We start from the raw sequence: 19,754 nt of genomic DNA, 5'->3' as shown, positions 1-19,754 counted from the left end.
TGCTACGAAAGCGCCGGACACGCTGCAGCGCATCCAGCGCCGCGTGCGAACTGACCGACATCCCGCCGCCGGGATGGCCGGTCTCCAGCAGATCAAACAGATCTCGCGTCCTGACGTCTTCCGGATGCCTGGCCATCACACGGGCTCCTTCTTCTCGCTGTCTGTCAGTCGACCGGGCCACGGGCGCGGATAGGCCTCGCGCGGATGGATTGTGGGATCACGATGGGGCAACCCGAGCTCTGTTGCGATCGCGAGATCGGTCAGGAATTCATCCTGACTGGCCAGCCATCCCTCAATCCACCAGGCGCGGCGCAGCAGATCTGGTACCGCTCGCTGAAGCAGATCCAGCAGTTCGCGGTTCTCGTCGATGCGCTTATGGATCCCGCGTTGGCTGAATGCGACCACATTCACGACCGAGGCCAACTGACGCCTTGCCTTGATTCCAAAGACGTCAATCACGCTGCCCCCGCTTTCTTGAAACCGAACCCCTTGCCCTTCGCCTTCGGCTTCGCCTGAAAGTCCGGCTTGCCATCCTGGTCGGGAAATGACGCCGCGCACTTCGGCTCGGCCTGATAGTTCGAGCAGCCCCAGAACGCGCCCTTCTCGCCCTTGAGACGGCGCAGCTGACCGGTCCTGCATTTCGGACACTGCACAGTTGAAGCAACCGGCAGATTCATCTTCGCAGTACGAAGCTGCTCGATCACCTTCGTGATGAACGCGACGCTGCGATCGATGAACTGTTCGTAGGTGACTTCGCCCGCAGCAACACCGTCGAGTGCGATCTTGAACATGCCCGCCATCGTCGGGTTCTTGACCGGATCGGGCAGCGCATCGAGCAGGCCGCGGCCACTGCGGCTGACCATGAACCTGCTTTTCGTGCCCTTCACCGGTTCGAGAAAGCCGCGCTCGCGCAGCTCCGCGATGATTCCTGCGCGCGTAGCACTCGTGCCGATCCCCTTCCCTTCCTTGAGACGCGCCTTTGCGGCTGGATCGGTCGTGTACTTATGAAGGTCGATCATCGCCTCGAGGAGTGAGGATTCATCGAAGCGCTCGGGAGCCTTCGTCTCCCGGCTCTGCAGATCACACGTGGCGCAGTTCGCCGTGTCGCCTTTGGTCATGACCGGCAGCTGCTGCTTGCCTTCGGCATCCTCACCCGTTGTCGCAGCAGACGAGCCGGCATCAACGGGCGCATAGACTTCACGCCAGCCCGGCGACACCGGCGTCTTGCCACTCGCAGTGAAGCGCTCACCATCGACGTGCACCTCGATCTTCGTCTGCATGAAGACCGCCGACGGGTAGAACTGCGCAAGATAGCTGCGCACGATCATGTCGTAGACATTGCGTTGCAATGGCGTGAGACCGGACAGGTCACGCACCGCGACGGTCGGTACGATGCCGTGATGGCTCGTGCCATCGACTTTCTTATCGTTGAATGCCGCCGACTTTACGGACGGATCCGCGCCATCGATCACCGTCTGCATCGCAGGCAGGTTTTTCGCCAGCGCCGCCAGAATCTCCGGTGCATCAGCATGTTGCGCTTCGGACAGGTGGCGCACTTCAGTACGCGGATAGGTCGTCAGCTGCAGCGGTAGGGCGTACAGCACCTGTGCCGCTTCGAGCACTTCGGCGCCGGTGCAGCCGAATTTCGTACAGGCCGCCACCGTCAGCTCATTGAGCGACATCGGCAACGGCGCACCTTCCTTGCGCTCAGCCTTGTCGAAGTCGGCGATCGTCGCGGCCTGACCTGCCAGACGCTGCGCAAGCGCTTGCGCCACGGCCCCGTCAACAAGGCGCTTCGCCTCATCGAGACCGGCCTGTTCCTCACCCGCCTTCCAGGTTGCAACAAACGGACCATTCGCGTGCTCGATGCGAGCGGTCATCGTGAAATACGGGATCTGCCTGAATGTCTCGATCGCACGATCACGGTCATAGACGATCTTGAGCGCCGGCGTCTGCACGCTGCCAACGGTCAGCGCGCCGTCGTAGCCCAGTGCCCGGGCACGCAATGTCGCTGCCCGCGTAAGGTTCAGGCCGAACAACCAGTTGTAGTGCGACTGCGCATAGGCCCACCGGTACCAGGCACGGAACTCGGGTTCATCATTACTGCGCATGCTCGCCAGCGCCTGACGTACCTTGGTCTCGTTGTAGTCATTCACCAGCAGGCGGATGACGGGCTTGCGGTTGCCATAGAAGTTCAGTACCTCGTCGACAATCAACTGCCCTTCCGGCTCCGGGTCGCCCAGGTGCACCACTTCATCGACCGTCTTCAGGAGCTTTTCGATGGCCGACAGGTTGCGCTGCAGTCGCTCTTCCGGTTCCATGATCCATGTGGCAGGTACAACCGGCAGATCCTGCTCGCGCCAGACCTTCTTCCCGTTCTTGTTGAGCGGCACGTCGTCAGGCAGATATGCGTCAGGCATCGCCTGCGCGAGCGCATGACCCGCAAGCGGGACGAACGCGTCTTCCCCGACGTACGTAACGGCACCCTCTTTGCGGACGGTGCCTGGCAGGAACCTGGCGACCGCTTCGGCCAGGCTGGGTTTTTCAGAGATGAAAAGACGGCTCATGTCAGGCGGACCTTTCTGGTATGGGAATAGCGCACGAAGCCCCTGCACGGCTCACTACCCATTGGTTCGTCATAGAACACGCGGCTTGAAAGCGTCTCGTCGGTATGGAACGCGTCCGGGTTGGTCCGACGAATCCGCTTCAGAATCTGGTCAAGTGATTCTGCACGATTGACTGATGCGCTTAGGAGTGCTTGACGCTCGTCGTCTGTCAGATACATGGCAAAAGCTGCTTCCTGTTTCGAACCGGGGTTACGCCGCTACGGGCTGACTACTTCTGGCCGGGATTGAAAGTCCATCCGGTCTCAGTGGTTGCCACCACCATTGCCGGACTGGTTCGCGTTCTGCAGTTGCATGAACTGCTGCGCGGCCTGGGCAGGGTCGTAGGGAGCGGCAACCGGCACGCCCGCCAGTGGCGTGCCGTAGTACTCGCTGATGCTCGCACCCTGACCACCGGCGTCCCACCACACGCGCGTGAATAGCGTGCCGTCGATGGTCACGTTGATGGCGCCGCTGGCATTGCAAAGCAGTTCGCTCTGTTCCGGGCCGCCCCAGTGCAGCAGGTCTTCACGGCAATAGCCGGCGCTGGCAGGTGTGTTTGCAGCGCCCGAGCCGCTACCGAGGTTGTCCAGTGCACTTGCGGGAATCGCATTGCGCAGGTCGGCCGGCAGGTCGTTCAGGCTGCTGTTGAAATCACAGGTGGGGAATGGATCGCCGTGGCGCAGGGCCGTCCACAGCTGTTCGATCGGAGGAACGCAGGCGCTTTCGGCCTCGGGGCCGCGTGGGTCCGCCAGACAGAGCAATACCGTGCAGCCCCAGTCGTCAGCACGCACGACAGGAGATTGCAACGCGGTAGCCCCCGCTACGCAAGCCAGAAAGAGCGCGTTCGTGCGGCGCATTGCACGCACGCGAAAAGCAAGCGGTTTCCCGCTTATAATAGCGTCAGCCATGCCTTGATCTCTCAACGGTTCTACATCATGGTCAGGTTGGTGTCGGTGTTACCAGCACCGGCATCAACCGCTTCACTACTCGTCTCTACGACTGCTGCGTGCCCGCCTCGCGTTCTTCCGAACGCAACTTCCAGACTTTCCCGTCAACGGCAATGCTCAAATTTTGACAATTTGCACAATACTCATTGACGAAAGCCAGCGCGTCATCAAGATACTTCCACGTCTTTGTTTTACCGCGATTGGTTTGAACCAAATATTTCTGCTGCACCTTCTTCCCGGCATCAAGAACCGACACTTCGATCAACCACTTCCCCGCTTCCTTGCGGAGATCCACGAAGTAGTTAGTTCCGCCTGTAAGCGCCACAGCAGCCAATTCCCTGAACGTAAAGTACATAGTCCCCTCGGGCTGTTCGAACAGCGCGTATTTTCCACGCGAGTCAGCCTCGCAAGGGATGTTTCGGAGAGAAATTGATTGAATCATACACCAATATTATTTTCTTGAAATCAAAAAATTGATTTTGATATCAAAAAGCGTTTTTCGGTGCTCGCGCCAAGTCCAAGGAACAACGCCGCTTTCGTCCTACAGCAAAGTTCTCTTGTACGCGAACGCCAATCAAGACCACAGCGTACCCGGGACTTGACTAGCAGATAGCATCACCTGTTTGATATTGACAAGTAGCAATGTATGTGGACGCAATCTGTCGACCGTAGATCACTTGTCGACACTTTCGAGTCGCATTCGAACGCGGCGATCCATTGTCGAAAACCATAGTCTGGGCACCAACGCAAACCAAAGCATGTGAAGGTATCCGCCAGGCAGTGCTTGCCCCATCGCGGACAATCTCTCGTATGTCTGAGTTTGTTCGTGATGATGGTGCGCATGAAGCCCATTGTTCGACAGCAGCCGATTCGATAGCCAAAAGTGGACATCCCAAGCGGCATGTCCGCTGTCAATTGCTACGCCACCATCCAACCCATAATGCTGAAGATAACCAACAGCCTCGACAAGAAACACACTGATCAAACCGTAACCGAGGCAAAACAAAAGGCTCCGCCATGACCCAAACCGGAATGCGATCGCCAATAACATGCTTACGGCGAAATAGCCGCGAAGTACGCGGGTCCACGCGGCGTCGTGTTCGACCGTCGCTTTGAGGGACGCCATGAACGATCGCGGCACGTGATGCCATACCGATTGACCTATAGCCGCCGTCGAGCCGAACCTCGGATTTCCTACGTTCGCGTGATGTAGCCGATGTGCAAGTCGATAGTGAGGATAACCCACGATCACAAACGCGAACTCCGAAAGCGTACGGGAGACAAAACTTCCACGGTGCATGATTTCGTGGATGTGCGCCATAGCCATCGCGCTCAGAATGCCACAGCCGAACGCGAGCCCAATTAACTCGACCACACTCGCGTGACGCGCTACGCCGAGCGCCATCAGTATGGCCCCAAGCCATCCAATTAGAAACCAATGCGGAATTGTGACTCTGGTTGCTCCGGTTTGCTTACCATTTTGGCTAGAGGCACCCTGCTCCGGACCGATCACCTCATCTATGATCGGCATCATGGCACCGATCGAAACAACGAACGCCCACGGATGATGATTCAGAAATGATATTGCCGCTGCCGGTGGCACAAGCAATGCCAACCAAAAGCCATCTCTAACCTTATGAAAACAGGTCATGCTCTTCGGCAAACTTCACTGCAGCAGTGATGTGCGTTACACCGATCTTTTCATTGAACTTTCTGAAGTGGCTATACACTGTTGCAGCTGACCGTCCAAGCTCCTTCGCGATATCGTTAGCGGTAAAGCCAGAACGGACGTACTCCGCCAGCTTCACTTCGTCCTCCGTTATTTGATACTTGGAAAGGATCTCCTTCCTCAGAGAACGAGACGACCAGTTCAGGAGTTCAAGAGCCAAGCCTAAAAATAGTGGCCTATTTCGGCTCATCTTTGGCCCACCCACGCGCGGATCTTCATCTGAACCCACGTATAGAACGCCGATTCGCCCCCTTTCGCTGGCGTGCACAGGAATGATGTAACCACTGCGAAAGCCGTTTTCCGCAGCTACAGCGAGCATTTCTCGCTGACCTGCGGTACGCAATTTCAAGTCGGTACCAAGAATCGGAGAGGTATTGGTGCGGGCGTAATCAAGACACGGGTCTGTTACATACCACTTGTTGGCGTTGTACAGCTGACACCACTCCGGCTTGCAACCGATCAAAAACCGGTGGGATGCTCGCTCATCGGATTGATCACTTGGATGAAGAGAGACAAACACGAACCATTGCCCGCCCAGACCCTCGATAACATCCCTAATACACGGTACGAGTTCTGATTCATCCGTCGCAGCGATGATGTCCTGAAAGCGTTTTTCCAGTGTTGTTTCACTCACGGCTTTTCCCCTTGGTAGCTGCACCCGGCAATCCAGACGATTTAGGCCAACGCGAAACCCGATCGCTTCAAAACCTCATCGTACAAAACGGCTAGTTCCTGGCGATGTGGATCAGAAAGGACGAAGCGCTGCAATTCTTCTCGCGACGAAACGGGCAGCACTTGAACCAGTGAGAGTTGATCCCCCTGCACCAGATAGCGCTCCAGCAGGAGGCCAACCTTTCCCCGGTAGAGGCGAAGCCCGAGTCTCTCGTCATCCAGCGGAATCTCACGCTCATAAATTATGTGCTTCGTCATCAACATCTCCGTGGCGGTAAGGGGCCCCACAAGAGCTGCATGAATGCAGACCAGGATCGACTTCCCCGAGACTGGTAATGACGTCGTCGGCACCACACCGAAGACACTCGGTGATAAATGCGGAGAACGCAACGCGACATGCGGGACACGTTAGAGCATGCGCTTCCCCTTCCGGCAAGATTTCCCAGCCGTCATCCATTGGAATGCGACAACGAGGACATTGAATAAAAAATGGTGTTTGTTTATGCATGGCAGGTAACGGGTGCAACAATCAGAAGCGGTATCCAATACCCGCGAAAACAGTGATCGGATCGATCGTAATGCGTGTTTTATTAGCTAGCGTCGTCGCCCCATTCGCGGCAACAGATTGGATGGTGGCCGTTGTCCTGAGCGGGAAATAGGTTAGTGATGCCGTCGCATACCATCGGTCAGAGAATTCGTACGACAGGCCCGCTGTGACGACGGGATTCCACGACGAACTAAGCGACGCTTTCACTGCTCCCCCCGGCCCGGCAAAAGCTTCCGCTGCTTGGGAAAACGCCGGGTTGAGATGGATGTTTGAATACCAGGTGTAATTCAGCCCCAGCCCTAAAAAAGGGCGCACGCGAGACCGCGCGACGCGAAAATAGTATTTAATCAGTGCAGTTGCTGGCCACGCATGCGTACTCGCCAGCGGTTGCAAGTTGCCCAGCGGAAGCTGTGGTCCGTTTTCGCCCAATGGAGCAATCGTGCCTTGCGCATACGCATTGAGTGTAGGAGGAGCGCCCATCGCGGCTTCGAACGCGATGTTGTCCGTGAAAAGATGGGTTGCCAGCAACTCAGCGGTCAAACCGTCATGGACCTCGGCCTTTGTCCCCACAGAAGTGAAATCCCCGAATGCGGATCGACTCTCAAAGGGGGTGGACGATGAGTTCGCGAGATTCAACCAGGCGCCACCAACAGTCACGACGGTGTCGCCAGCACTTTGCGCTCGTGCTCCGTGCCAATGGCAAAGGCCGGTTAAGACACACACAACTAACGCAGCATTTTTTTTCGGCATCTTAGTGCGACGGTCAGCGCGGCAATTGCGCTGGACTCCAGCTCGTAACCGTCCGCTGATAGGTCTCAATGCAGGCGAGGGCTGAATTGTTGTTTCTCGCGGCGTTAGGACTTCTGCCTGATTTTCGTACATGCCGGCGACGTGGGGAGTGGCGGAGTGCTGAGAACGTCCAGAACGGGGCTTGATGTATTCAACTGAATGTCTGTGAGGCATGTTTCGATCTTCATCTTCTACGGCTCTCCCTACTGGTGCTTCCTGACTACTTCGTAACTGTTCAGCGGTTACGCGGTAGCCTCACACGTTTGCCGCACCAGCCGCTCCGCCACCTCTCCCGTCAACCATGCGACCTATTTTCGCAGCTAAAGCTGACCGGCTGAAAGCCGGTGGTTTCAACCTTGGACATGGAAAATGAATATTCGGAGGCCGCCCAGAAGACCGATTTCGAAAAATCTCAAGATAGTTTGACAACGAGCCGATAACAATCAGATAAATCCGAAAATGACTGCCATGCCCTAAATTTTTTTGGCGCGCTATCCAATGGTGCAGGAGCCCGAGCCTATGCCCATAGCAGCCTTACGCAAAGCGGATTGATAGGATAGCCGGATAGAGCAATCAAATGTTCAAGACAGTTTTCAAGGGAGCAATAGTCGGGTACTTGGGACCACCATGGATCGTGAACGCAGTGTGCGACTGCGTCATTTCGCTCGGAACGCTCCACTTGAACAGCGTTGTCCAACGGCAGATGAGCCTGAACGGCGATTTTGAAGCCGATTCGAGACTATCCGGCGCCGCTGCTTGCCGCGATAAGACATCTCGCGATGTCAATGAGGTTGTGCGGGTTTAACGTGTCGAGCCGAATCTGGGTGCAGAGTCCCGCGGCCGAATAATTCTTATGCGTCGAGCGCAGATACGCTGGATCGTAGTGGTCGATCATGATGCTTTCGAACAAGGCGTCGATTTCTCCATGTTCAGCCATTGAGACCCATTTCTGCAGCGTTGTCCCACCAACAAGCGCCTTCAGGTAGCCTAGCTGCGTAACTAAGCCAACGGGGTCTTTTGCGAAGTGAGGATACTCCCGATGCCACATCAACACGCGCTCAGGCATCGGCGTTTGTACCGTAAAAAGATGGCTGCGGTGCATCGCCTGGAAAAGCGCAGTAGGTAGCTGAACGCGGCCTATTCGCTTGCTTTCGTTCTCGATCCATACCGGCTGTGAGACATCAAGATTGTTGATCGCTTCTAACAGTAAGCTGTCGAATAATTTTTGACTTGGCTGCGGCTGTCCGGGTATCGCGCCGATGACTGAGCCGCGATGTGAGGCGAGGGCTTCCAGATCGAGAATCTGAGCTCCGCCCTCTCGCAATGCGTGGAGCAGTCGGGTTTTTCCGCAACCCGTTGGACCTGACAGGACATTGAGTTGCAACCGTGCTGGAATGTCGTCGAGGGACTGACGCACCCAGGTTCGATAACCTTTCCAGCCAGCCGGCAACCGCTGCACCTTGTAACCGATGGTTTCCAGCGCGTCCATCCATAGCTTGCTGCGTTTCCCGCCGCGAAAGCAGTAGACCAGGATGGCGGCCCTACGGGTTGTCCCGAAAAATGGAAGTTCCAGATGGTGAGCGATATTCCTGAGCGCGTACCTGACACCTATCTGGTATGCCAGCATCGGATCAGTGCGGTGTGTGGTCCCCACCTCCGCATATTCCTCGTCAAAGACGACCGGAAGGTTGATCGCGCCGGGGAGGTGATCCTGGGCAAATTCGCGCGGGCTCCGCGCATCAATGATGAGATCGAAGGCTCTCAGAGAGTCAGGCTCGTACATAGATTGTCCAAATAGAAACCGGGCTAACACCGCTACAGATAGTGGCGCGGTCGTGCACACGACGGCACGATACGTCCACGTGCGGCTGGCCGGCAGCCGCCAGCTTTGCCTATACGGCGTCAACTACGGTGGCCGCCAACGGCGAAGTTTACACGGATGAAGAAAGGGCAGTTAACTGCCCTACGCTGCCGACGCCCGATGCTGGAGATCAATCAACCGGCTCTGGTGAATTCGAGCATAGCCGCGCTGAACTGTCTGCGCAGCACCATTGCCCGCTGCTGGGAGCATCTGAAATGCTTCCGGATATCAGACACGGTAGCCCGCGCACGACCGGCGGCCACTTCCGCAGCGAGTCGTGCGAGATCCCTACTGTCACAGCCTGTTGCGACCTCAGTACGTTCGGCGACGGGTTCACTCGCGCGAAGCGTACCGCAATTACGGGTCGTTACTGCATCGTTACGCGTCTGGGAGAGATCGCTATCCGCCGGCCCGTCTTCCAAACTGGGCATGAGCGCCGTCGGCGATTGCGTCTGCGCGCTGTTACCGATCTCCACGGCGCCGTTACTCCCGACTACTTTTTGAGTTGCATGGCTAATACGGGGCAATGCGAGAAGCCAGCCGGCACAGGCAAGACTTTCAAGCAACCCACCGAACCCGAGTCCGACGATGAGATCGACGCGCGGCGTGCTGGTCCGGAACATCTGGGCGAGGCGGCTCGTCACAGGATCGGCTGTAGCGGCATCACGCTTCGTCGCCTGGTGCTCCTGAGCATTTTCAGAACGATCGTCATCCCGTTGCTGCCGGCGTAATTCGTCCATTTCGATGTCGAGCGCATCCACCCGAGCCTTGAGGGAAGCCCGGATGGCACTCGCACCTGCGCAGGTGCCGGAACACTTGCGGAGCTTCGCGGTTTCGATCTCCTGTATCACCCGCGCGCGCTCCCTGGCGACCGTGGTCAGGCTGCGGGTGCTGGAGGGTGGCGGCCCGCTCGCGGGAACGGATGAGAGAATCGCCGAAGCACGAAGCTCCCCCGCATGCTGCTGGGCGGAGATGAAGAAGATCGCGTGACCATATGCTGTGGCGATCATCGATACAGCCCAGAGAAAAATCGCGAAGCTGCGGATAGCGGCTGGAGCGCCGCGGGAAAGCGCGGGCATCAGGTGCGCGGCCAGTAGTACAACCAGTCCGATACCGACCCACACCAAGCGCTCCAGAAGCTGGCCGCCCCGTTCCCATGCCGCGATGACGCTGACACATGCTGATGTGCATGTGGCGACAGCGGCAAATGCTGCGGAGGGAACCTGAAAAGAGCGTACGTGCGCCCATGTGGGCACGGAGGCGTTCATTGAAGCCCCCGTTCGTGGGCGATTTCAGCGAGTCGGGTCAAGGCATCGCCGAGGACATCGATCGCGCCGTTAGGTGTCGACGCGTGGGCGGCGCCACGCAGGGCGTCATGAATGATCTTTTGCAGGGACTGCGATTGCTCAGGACGAGCGAGGATCTGGCGCATGGCGCATGCCTCCTTTTGCGGTTTGAATCCCGCTCCCCACTGTCAAATGGGTGGGCGGGCACATGACAGGGTTGACAGACCGGCGCAAAAGGAAACCGGCAAGCCCGAAGGCTTCCCCGCCATGGCCCACCCATTGAAGGCGCGCGAAGGCAAACGGACGAAAAAATACCGCCGGTCGGCGGTTGTCCGCCTTTTGCTTTCCAGGCTGTCAAACCCGGTTCCCGTTGTTTCAGGAACAAATATAGTATAGCGCAGGCCTCACTGCGGCAAAAGCGAAATGATGCCCAATACAGTCTTTAGTACTACTTGTCGCTTTTTCTGGATTCGTCGACGGAAATGCATTGCTCTCTGGTTGCGCTAGCGTTCAATGTGAACGACCGTCGATGCGGAGATGAAGTCGGTGTCCGGCTTGCCGTGCTCATCGAGCGTGCCGTTGTTCATTTCCATGTCAGCTGTCAGCGCTACGACTGTGCCGGCCGGCACGACGACGATCCTCATGTCGTCCATTTCGGCGTTCGGCGCGAAGTCGTATTCCCCCCCTGTCTTTGCCAGGAGGTCGATGTCCGGAACCAGTACGTCACCCTTGTCCGGATCGATGACGGTGTTGCCTTTGGCGTCGCAGGCAATCTTCCGCACGCGAAGCGTGAATGAGTCACCCTCTTTCTTGACCAGATCGAACTCGACGCTGCGGGGGTTCTTCGACTTAACATGCACGACCAGCAGGCGCAGGTCGTCGTGATACGGCAATGTCTGGGTTTCGAGCGTGAGGTTGGTCTGCCACGCGGTGGCCCCCCCGATTTCATACTGGTAATAGACCCACAGGCCGCCAGCGATCAGCGACGCCAGCGTAAGCAGCCGGATAACGAAGTCTGCAATTTCGAGTTTTTTCATGAGCGGATTGGCGGGTGACGGCGGAGCCGCCATGATACCGGGCGCCTGACGCAAACCATTCGCGCGGAAATGGCGTAGCAGCCATGCAGAAAAGGGAAACGACGGCCTCTCACGCAGCGGCCATATGCAGACGACCAGCTACGGCCACGCGCAGGATCTGCTTCATCTGCGCGAGCCGTTCATCTGCCTCCCCGGTGAGGACCCGCGGCCTCGCGTGGACGGGCTGGAGACGTGGTGCGGATGACTCCAACTCCCTGCCCTGCAGCCGCTTGCTTTCGAATGCCGCGTCGAGCTCTGGCGTGCCAGGAACGAGGTGACCGTTTTCGAGCGCGACCACAAAATCGGCCTGCCAGTTTCCGGGACTGACGCGTGGTGCGTGCTCCCCGCACTCGTGGACGATCAGCGTGGTTGCGTCGCTCGCCATGCAGATACGTCGGGAGGTATCGCGGTCGAAGAAAATCCCGCCGGCGTTGCGCAGAACCACGGCCGCGACCCGGAGCGCTTCCTGCTCGGCCTGATGGCGTTCTGTGGCGGCTTGCCGTTTGCTGCGTGCCTGCCAGGCAAAATCGGCGGTTGAGCGAAGCAGGGCACGCAGGTAGTTGATAGGACGCTGGGCCTTTTTCAGGTGTTCCCACGCGACGTCGACCACATCCGAAAGCAGCTTGTGGTGCTGGCGTGCCTCGCGCATGAGTTTGAAGATCAGGAATTCATGAAATCCCAGGGACAGCAGACGCTGGAGGTCCGCAGGGAGTTGGCCCGGTTGTCTCTTTTGAGAGGCAGGGAAAAGATCCTTATATATAGCTCCGTCTGCCACGCTGGCAGACGGTTGCATCAAGGAAACGGCTGCTGCGTCCTCGGTCTCCTGCTCTCCGGGTGCCGGGTCCTCGCTGACGACCGTGGGCTGTGCCTCGACAAGACCGAGCAGCTGGGCTGCCTTTTCGGTGAGGTGCAGGTAGGCGCGACCAAAGAGCCCGGCCTCGCCATATCGCTTTTGTGGCGGACGAACGATCAGGCCGCCAGTTTCGAGGTCGTCAAGGCTGCGATAGAAAGTGCGCATGGATTGCATGGCGCGGCCGGTCAGCAGTTCTCGACGGGCGTAAATCGCGGCGTAGGGACGATGCGCGTCGACCGTGCGGGCGAGCGCCGAGAGCAGGGCGCGGGCACGAGCGGGAACGCCGGACAGGTGCGCGGCGCGATGCGCAGCACGGAAGATGATCCACGGCAGGTTCGTGGTGTCGCAGGTGAAGTCCGCGAGGGCGCCGGCATCAGCCTGATCTGCCGGTTGAGGGCGAATGTCACCCTCGCCAGCAACGAAGTGTTGCGCGATAAGCATGTCTACACGTCCATTTCTAAAAAATGGATGGCACACGCTTGACTGCCGTCCGCGTTCCGCTACACTTCGAGATGTCTCTTGCTTGCCCGATTGGCGTCGGGGAAGTGCAGCAGTAGGGCGAGCGACAGCAAGCCCAATATTCAAAAGCCTTCGGTTCCAGCCGAAGGCTTTTGTCTTTCTGGCGGAATTAATTCATCGCTGCGCCTCGCAAGCAAAACTGATAAGTCATTGATTTTTCAGTGATCTCAAGTTGAGATCACTCTTTTGGTGTGGCAAAGTCAGCAAGAACAGCGTGAATCGCCTGTTCCGCCGCGATCCGAGCATCCTCCGACTGGAAATCGATCCGAAGCGTTTGCTTGGCACCAATCACTTTGCAATAAACACTCTTCCCTTGGCGGATGGTGACGGGCGTGGGCCGGACAGGCTTGGGTGTGGCAGTCTTGCTTTCCTTCGCCATGCGGACCCCCGCCTCTTGCGTTGCCGTACCCTCAGCAATCGCCTTAACGGCGCTAACCACCGCGTCCATTTTCCCCTCGCGGGCAATCGCGGCTAATGCCATTGCCGCCGTGCCCCCGATACAAGAGGGAGATGCCTCGATGATTTTGAGCGCACCCTCAGGAAGGTCGCCGAACGACATCCATCGTGACACCGATTTCTCATCGGCTCCGGAGTCACTGGCAAGCTCCTTTTGTGTCTTGCCGGTTTGTTCAAGCAACTTCTTGAACCCGAGGTATTTCTCAAAGTCCGTCAGATCTGGCTGGAACAGATTTGCGTAGAGCGCGCTGGCCTCGGTAACGTAGTCGTCAGCTCCTTGCAGGAAAACAGTCGGAATGCGGTCGCGACCGAGTTCCCTATAGATCGCCACGCGGTTGTGTCCTGAGACTATTTCATAGCCGTCGGCACGCTTGCGGACGGTGACCGCCTGAACCAACGGGTTGCGCCGCAGGTTTTCCTTCAGCTCGGCATATTGTTCGGCTGTCAGCTTGCGCCTGCGGCCGGGAACTTCGTGAAGCTCATCTAGAGAGACTTCTGTTGCCGTGCCGTTTTTAAGCTGCTCACGCAGCGTCTCGTTCTCCTGAACCATCTCTCGCAGCTCGCGCTCTTTTTCTGCAAGAAACGGGAGTGACGACATCAACTGCCCCGGCGCAGTCTTCGGTCGCGTCGGTCCTTCCTCAACCGGCTTGGTGGTCTTAGGGGTCGAGCCGATCATGGCCGACTTGGCGGCTAATCTGTCCTTGATACTCACGAAGCCTCCGTCTCTGCAAGCCAGAGGGCGACGAGTTGCTGATCGATAATCTCCGCCAATCGATCGTATGCTTCGCGCGCACGCTGGTAGGTCTTCAAGCTGCCTTCATACTTCGAGATGTCATAGACCGTACCGAACTCCGCCGCGGCGCTTTGCGTCACGGTCGTAGTTGGAATTTCAATCGGCAGCACGAGACCCTCATATGTCTTGTTGATCCATTCCCGGACAATGTGGGTCGCGGCCTGACTGTGATCGACCTTAGCCAGCAAGACGTGGATGAAGTCGAAACTCTTGTCGAGACTGGGGGCGACCTGCTTCATGCTTTCAGAGAGGTCAGACAGCAGGCTCCAGAACTGGGTTGACGAAGCGTAGTCCAGTGCACTCGGCGGAGTCGGGACAATTAAGCCGTCGGCCGCCATGAACGCGTTGATTGTCATGTAGGACAGGGCAGGGGGCGTGTCAATTATGATCACGTCGTACTTGTCCACTAGGGACTCCATGCCTTTATTCATGACGTTCCAGAACTGAAACTCAGGGTCTTTGGATTGTTTGAACGGCAGGAAGAATTCGGCGCCAAAGAGAGCCGCGCTTGCCGGTATCAGATCAATTCCGTCCCAGTATGTTGACTGGATCGCATAGTCAAGGTTGTCGGTATCGCCGTAGATCAGAGGAAGGATCGTCTGCTCATCAGAGACCTCGCTGTCCGCCAGTATTCCGTTCAGCGCAGAGAGCGACGCCTGCGGATCCAGATCAATCATGAGGACACGTCGGCCGAAGAGCGATAGACCTTGCGCGAGTGTCATCGCAGTCGTCGTCTTGCTCACGCCACCTTTGAAGTTGCCGATCGCAATTTTTTTACCCTTCGCACCCGGCGGGCGTTTTGTGAACGGCGCGACCTTGTCGATCCATACTCGCGTTTCGGCCAAGGTGAATTCTCTGCTTCGGCCACTGCCATGGAGCGTGCCTTGTGGCAGTTCGCTTTCTGCTCGAGCGAGATAGTTCGCCCGCTGCCGGTCTATCCGGCATAGAGCGCCGACTTGAGCCGTCGTAAACACTGGCGGATTCTTCCGAGGATGCGGGGCGAGCATGCTCTCCCGAACGTCCACAAGCATCCCGCTGGCGTTATCTGCGATCGTCTTAATGGACGACAGCGGCATACGCTTCGGCGCGTGCTTTAATTGCGGTTGTATGGAAACGATCGGCTTTTCAGCGCGCATCCGACTTGCAGTAGTCATCCGTGGACTCCATGGCTAACAGACCGGCGGACTTTCCTCGCCAGACGTATCACTGAACGCTCAACGAGAAAAAACACGCTGAGCGTTTAATTTGTGGAAGGCTACGCAGTAAACCGCTGCTTTGCAAGTTAACTTTTCTAGGGATATATCGCCTGGAAGCCGCGCGGCTGCTGCGACTCAGCGAAAAACGTGAGAAATTAGGTGAAGAATCGCCACGCGAACCGTCTCTTTTTCACCCGTGGTCAGCGGCAGTGCACGGCTTTTGTCATGCGAATTGATGGCATGAGATCGAGACCGGAGCCTCGATAGGCACGCCGCGTGAACGAAGCACTCGCATGCAGGCAGAGGAAGGGTGTGTTTGCTGGCGACGAGGCGAGCAGCTTTGCTGCGGGAGGGATACGGCGCCCTGGCATTGGCAGGCAGGCCCGGCAGGGCGGCGGAACAGCGACTATCATGTAGAGGTGGTCCGTGCTGGCGACACGTGACGACAAACGGAGCAGAGGTGGGGTGGCGGGAAAACTGGCCGCCCGTTTTTGCTCCGCGACGCAGCGGTCCGCGCGGTGCGGGCCGTTTTTTTGTGCCGGTCCAATGTTGCTAATGTGTATTAGCAACATTGCGTTTAATGAGCTTTCTGGGCCAAAATCGCGCTATGCTCCGGATTCCGCCGTCTCGTGTAACGACAATGTCATTACGTTTGTGCTATGATGGGTTTTCCTGTCCATGACCGACCCGAGGCTCCCCATGTCCGCCACCCATGCACCACCCGCCAAACGCGAGACGCTCAATCTGCGGATCCGTCCCGACGAGCGCGGGCTCATTGATCGCGCGGCGGCCAGCCGCGGCAAGAACCGCACCGATTTCATTCTCGAGGCGGCCCGCGCGGCAGCCGAGGAAGCGCTGCTCGAGCAGGTCGTCATGAGTGCCCGCCCCGAGGCGTACGCGGCCTTTCTCGCGCGGCTTGATGCGCCGCCGCAGCCCAATGAGCGCCTGCGCCGCACGATGCAGGCGGCCGCGCCCTGGGATGCCCCAGGCGACGCCGCATGACGCTGGGCGTACCCGAACCGCTCGAGGCCCGGCATGCGCTCGACGACTTTACGTGCGGGGCCGACAGCCTCGACCAGTGGCTCAGACGCCGTGCCCTGAAAAACCAGGCGAGCGGCGCCTCCCGCACCTTCGTCGTGTGTGATGGGGCACGCGTGCTGGCCTACTATGCGCTCGCATCGGGCGCGGTGGCCGTGGATGAGGCGCCTGGCCGGTTCCGGCGCAACATGCCCGACCCGGTTCCCGTCGTGGTGCTCGCCCGCCTCGCCGTGGACCGCTCGCTGCAGGGCAGGGGCATCGGTCGTGCGTTGCTGCGCGATGCGGGACAACGCATCCTGCAGGCGGCCGACACGATTGGCATCCGCGGCCTGATTGCGCATGCGCTGTCGGAGGACGCCTGGCGCTTTTACACGCAGATTGGCTTCGAGCCGTCGCCGCTCGATCCGATGACGCTCATGATCACGCTGGCCGATCTGAAGGCCGCGCTCTGACCATGGCCAACCAGCCTCAGCCACTGCTTGTACCGGTACCGCGCACCTACACCCGCGCCGAGTTCGCCGCGCTGCGCGCGTGGGTGCAGCGTGTGCCACTCGCGACGATCGCGCGCCTGTATTTCGACCTGGAGACCAGCCCGTGGGCCGGCGAACACGACGCGATGGAGCGGCACCTGCGCCAGATGCGTGACGAGCTCGTGCGGCTGGCCATCCTGAACGGCTCATCGGTGCTTGCCGACCACCTGAGGAATTCGGTTCGCCAGCACGGCAGCGCGCACCTGAGCGCCGTTACGCTGCGCATGGTCGAAGATGCGTCCCGTCTGGCCGTGGCCGCCCCGGCAGCGACGCACGCGGCCGGCCTGTGGTTCCGGCCGCTGATCGCCAGCCGGTTGACAGGAGAGGGGATTGCGACGCTGGGCGAGCTCGTCGCGTTCTGCAACCGCCACGGCGGCAGCTGGTGGCGTGCGGTGCCGCGCATTGGTCTCCTGCGCGCGCGCGCGATCGTCGCGTGGCTGCGCCAGCACGCCGGGTCGCTTGGCGTCACGATCGACGCCGACGTCGATGCAGCGGACCCGCTCGTTGCACCCGCAGCGACGCACATCGTGCTGGTACCCGCCGGCGACGATGAACCATCCGGGCCACTCGTGCCGCTCGAGCGCATCGCGCTGCCTCACGCGCTGTCCGGCGCGCACGGGGCGAACCGGGCACCGGGTCTCTGTTACCTGAAGGCGCAGCACGACCTGGACGCGATCCGCGCCTACCTGCATCGCTATGGTGACCGGCCGCAGGCGCGACGTGCGTACACACGCGAGCTCGAGCGGCTCCTGTTATGGTCCGTGACCGGGCGCGGCACGGCGCTCTCGTCGCTTACCGTTGAGGATTGCCAGGCGTACAAGGCCTTCCTCGCCGCGCCGGACGCACGCTTTGTCGGGCCGCGTACGGCCCGCAGTTCACCGCGCTGGCGGCCGTTCGCGCCAGATGGCCTCACGCCCGACAGCCAGCGCTACGCGGTGCGGGTGCTGCGCGCCGCGTTCGACTGGCTCGTGAAAGCCCGGTATCTGGGCGGCAACCCGTGGGTGGCGGTCACTGACCCGGCGACTGTGACGCGCGAGCACGCGATGCGCATCGAGCGGGCGTTGCCGGTCCAGCTCTGGACGAAGGTCCGTCAGGGGCTGGACGAGCGCGTGCAAGGTCCGGGGCACTCTGGTGCGAGATGGCGCGCCGCGGCCGCGGCGATCCTCATCATGGGCGATTCGGGATTGCGCATCACGGAGGCGTCGCTCGCGCGCCGTGAGCAGCTGCGCTATATCCCGGCTGACGGGGATACTCCGGCGAGCTGGATGCTGGGCGTACTTGGCAAGGGCCGCAAGCAACGGTCGGTGCCGGTCAGTCTCGCGTGCGTGACGGCCTTGCGCGCGCACTGGACTGATCGCGGACTCGATTTCAATGCCCCGCCGGTGTCGGCGCCGCTGGTCAAACCGCTCGACATTCCGCCGACGCCGGCCGCGCAGCAACGGCACAACGCCGGGCAGGCCGTCGGGGATGACAGCGAACCCGCGCACCCGCAAGGCGACCCCGTTCAGCGCATTCAGGAAGTGCCGGCTGGCTACTCGAGCAATGGCCTGCGTGGACTGGTGAACTGGGCGTTCGCGCAGCTGCCCGATAGCCTGGATCTCACCGAAGACGAACGTCGGCACCTGGCGGCGTCGACGCCGCACGCGCTGCGCCACACGTTCGGCACACAGGCGGTCGCGGCCAGTGTGCCGCCTGATGTCGCGCAGAAAGTGCTTGGCCATGCGTCGCTCGCCACCACGACGATCTACGCGCAGGCCGAGACGCGGCGCGTGCGGCGAGAACTGGCGGGTTATTTTGCGCAGATGCAGGCGCTGGCCGCGCCGCGCCCCGAAGGAAGTCCCCCTGGGGGGCAAACGCCCGACGCGGCAGATGCCGCCCCGCGCTCCGGATGCGGGATGCCGCTGCAGCCCATGAAGAGTCAGAACGGCGAGCCGATGCAGAACATCGCCCGGATCCGGCTGTCGCTGCAGGTGCGTGCCGCCTCCGCGCGTCGTGCCGGGCGCGTGCGCGGCGAGCTCGAGCGCTGGATCCTCGAGATGGGTGACGCTGAAGTCGTCTCGCCCGGGGTGATCACGCTCACGCTGACGTATTCAGGTGAATTCGTGCTCGACATGGAGGTCGAGGCGTGGCTCGACGACATCGCCATCGAGACGCAGGCGCGCAACTGTACGTGCACGATCAACGCGCAGTGGGGCGAACGCTGCTGGACGTATCGTGACGAGCGTGAGCCGGCCGATGAGGCGGCTGTCGGGAAGGTCATCCAATTTCCGAAATCAGCGAAGCCTGCGGAATCGCTGCCGCGCATCTGGCGGGTGCGGGTGAGTCTGCCCGGTTTTGCGCCGGAGATCTGGCGACGCATCGAGATCCCCGCCGATATCAGTCTGGCCGGGCTGCATGCGATCCTGCAGGCGGCGATGGGGTGGGGAGACATGCACCGGTACGGCTTTAGCTTTTCTGGCGACCCCGGGCGGGTTGACGTCGATGTTGACGGCGCTGATCGCGTGCGGCTCACCGATGTCTGCCAGTCGGGTGACACGATCGGCTACACGTACGACATGGGCGACACCTGGCAGCATGCGATCGAGATCGAAGCGGAAGTGCTACCGTCAGCGCGGATCAGGTATCCGCGCTGTGTGGCGGGCCGCCATGCGTGCCCGCCGGAAGACTGCGGCGGGCCACCCGGTTACGCCCACCTCCTGAGAACACTGGCGGGGCGGATGACAGCGGCCAAACGCGAGCTGCTCGACTGGCTCGACGGGCCGTTCGATCCGCACGCGTTTCGTGTCGCCGAGGTGAATGCCCGGTTTGCCGAACTGCGCGCCGAGCTGCTTGATCGCTGATCCCGGCGATCCTCCT

At 59.8% G+C, this 19,754-nt stretch carries 19 protein-coding genes; 3 read left to right on the top strand and 16 right to left on the bottom strand.

The window, feature by feature from the left end:
- Positions 1-135: 135 nt before the first annotated feature.
- The 16 genes from KHO33_RS35995 to KHO33_RS35920 all read right to left on the bottom strand — a co-directional run bounded on the left by KHO33_RS35995 (position 136) and on the right by KHO33_RS35920 (position 15,288).
- On the bottom strand, positions 136-459 hold the full coding sequence (locus KHO33_RS35995) for a hypothetical protein (protein ID WP_200567462.1): 324 nt from the start codon (positions 457-459) through the stop codon (positions 136-138).
- Positions 456-2,567, bottom strand: coding sequence for a DNA topoisomerase (locus KHO33_RS35990; protein WP_200567463.1), 2,112 nt, complete (start codon positions 2,565-2,567; stop codon positions 456-458). The genes KHO33_RS35995 and KHO33_RS35990 overlap by 4 nt, the downstream gene beginning before the upstream one ends.
- Positions 2,564-2,785 carry a hypothetical protein gene (locus KHO33_RS35985; RefSeq protein ID WP_200567464.1) on the bottom strand — a complete coding sequence of 74 codons (222 nt, stop codon included), beginning with the start codon at positions 2,783-2,785 and terminating at the stop codon, positions 2,564-2,566. The genes KHO33_RS35990 and KHO33_RS35985 overlap by 4 nt, the downstream gene beginning before the upstream one ends.
- An 84-nt stretch (positions 2,786-2,869) precedes the next feature.
- A complete protein-coding gene (locus KHO33_RS35980; RefSeq protein ID WP_234480808.1) occupies positions 2,870-3,514 on the bottom strand; it encodes a hypothetical protein in 645 nt (214 codons plus the stop codon).
- Between the two features lie 85 nt (positions 3,515-3,599).
- A complete protein-coding gene (locus KHO33_RS35975) occupies positions 3,600-3,908 on the bottom strand; it encodes a hypothetical protein (protein ID WP_200567466.1) in 309 nt (102 codons plus the stop codon).
- 318 nt (positions 3,909-4,226) lie between these two features.
- Positions 4,227-5,087, bottom strand: a complete 861-nt coding sequence (locus KHO33_RS35970; protein WP_200567467.1) for a fatty acid desaturase — start codon at positions 5,085-5,087, stop codon at positions 4,227-4,229.
- A 100-nt stretch (positions 5,088-5,187) separates the two neighbouring features.
- Positions 5,188-5,916: a helix-turn-helix transcriptional regulator gene (locus KHO33_RS35965; protein ID WP_200567468.1), complete on the bottom strand. Its 729-nt coding sequence runs from the start codon at positions 5,914-5,916 to the stop codon at positions 5,188-5,190.
- Between the two features lie 41 nt (positions 5,917-5,957).
- Positions 5,958-6,212, bottom strand: coding sequence for a hypothetical protein (locus KHO33_RS35960; protein WP_200567469.1), 255 nt, complete (start codon positions 6,210-6,212; stop codon positions 5,958-5,960).
- 271 nt (positions 6,213-6,483) lie between these two features.
- Complete coding sequence (locus KHO33_RS35955) at positions 6,484-7,158, bottom strand: OmpW/AlkL family protein (RefSeq protein WP_236074776.1); 675 nt, start codon at positions 7,156-7,158, stop codon at positions 6,484-6,486.
- A gap of 871 nt (positions 7,159-8,029) precedes the next feature.
- A complete protein-coding gene (gene mnmH, locus KHO33_RS35950; RefSeq protein ID WP_200567471.1) occupies positions 8,030-9,073 on the bottom strand; it encodes a tRNA 2-selenouridine(34) synthase MnmH in 1,044 nt (347 codons plus the stop codon).
- A gap of 212 nt (positions 9,074-9,285) precedes the next feature.
- The gene (locus KHO33_RS35945; protein ID WP_200567472.1) at positions 9,286-10,419 is read right to left on the bottom strand and encodes a hypothetical protein; all 1,134 of its coding nucleotides are present in this window, start codon (positions 10,417-10,419) and stop codon (positions 9,286-9,288) included.
- Positions 10,416-10,583: a hypothetical protein gene (locus KHO33_RS35940; RefSeq protein ID WP_200567473.1), complete on the bottom strand. Its 168-nt coding sequence runs from the start codon at positions 10,581-10,583 to the stop codon at positions 10,416-10,418. The genes KHO33_RS35945 and KHO33_RS35940 overlap by 4 nt, the downstream gene beginning before the upstream one ends.
- A 357-nt stretch (positions 10,584-10,940) precedes the next feature.
- The gene (locus KHO33_RS35935; RefSeq protein WP_211629265.1) at positions 10,941-11,528 is read right to left on the bottom strand and encodes a hypothetical protein; all 588 of its coding nucleotides are present in this window, start codon (positions 11,526-11,528) and stop codon (positions 10,941-10,943) included.
- 55 nt (positions 11,529-11,583) lie between these two features.
- Positions 11,584-12,807 (bottom strand): Replication protein O, encoded by a 1,224-nt coding sequence (locus KHO33_RS35930; RefSeq protein ID WP_200567475.1) that lies wholly within the window; start codon positions 12,805-12,807, stop codon positions 11,584-11,586.
- Between the two features lie 256 nt (positions 12,808-13,063).
- Positions 13,064-14,053, bottom strand: a complete 990-nt coding sequence (locus KHO33_RS35925; protein WP_200567476.1) for a ParB/RepB/Spo0J family partition protein — start codon at positions 14,051-14,053, stop codon at positions 13,064-13,066.
- Positions 14,050-15,288: a ParA family protein gene (locus KHO33_RS35920; RefSeq protein ID WP_200567477.1), complete on the bottom strand. Its 1,239-nt coding sequence runs from the start codon at positions 15,286-15,288 to the stop codon at positions 14,050-14,052. Before KHO33_RS35920 ends, KHO33_RS35925 begins: the two co-directional genes overlap by 4 nt.
- 741 nt (positions 15,289-16,029) lie before the next feature.
- Here KHO33_RS35920 and KHO33_RS35915 point away from each other — a divergent pair.
- Genes KHO33_RS35915 through KHO33_RS42845 form a run of 3 tightly spaced genes read left to right on the top strand, consistent with a single transcriptional unit; the run spans position 16,030 to position 19,738 of the window.
- Positions 16,030-16,332, top strand: a complete 303-nt coding sequence (locus tag KHO33_RS35915) for a type II toxin-antitoxin system TacA family antitoxin (protein WP_200567478.1) — start codon at positions 16,030-16,032, stop codon at positions 16,330-16,332.
- Entirely contained in the window at positions 16,329-16,820 is a 492-nt protein-coding gene (locus tag KHO33_RS35910) for a GNAT family N-acetyltransferase (protein ID WP_200567479.1), read from the top strand. The genes KHO33_RS35915 and KHO33_RS35910 overlap by 4 nt, the downstream gene beginning before the upstream one ends.
- Positions 16,821-16,822: 2 nt before the next feature.
- Positions 16,823-19,738, top strand: coding sequence for an IS1096 element passenger TnpR family protein (locus KHO33_RS42845; protein WP_328822821.1), 2,916 nt, complete (start codon positions 16,823-16,825; stop codon positions 19,736-19,738).
- Positions 19,739-19,754 lie beyond the last annotated feature (16 nt).

Origin of the sequence: Paraburkholderia nemoris (genome assembly GCF_905221015.1) — a bacterium.
Taxonomy (GTDB): Bacteria; Pseudomonadota; Gammaproteobacteria; order Burkholderiales; family Burkholderiaceae; genus Paraburkholderia; species Paraburkholderia nemoris.
Note: the sequence above shows the minus strand (reverse complement) of the source record. Positions and strands in the feature narration are given on the sequence as shown.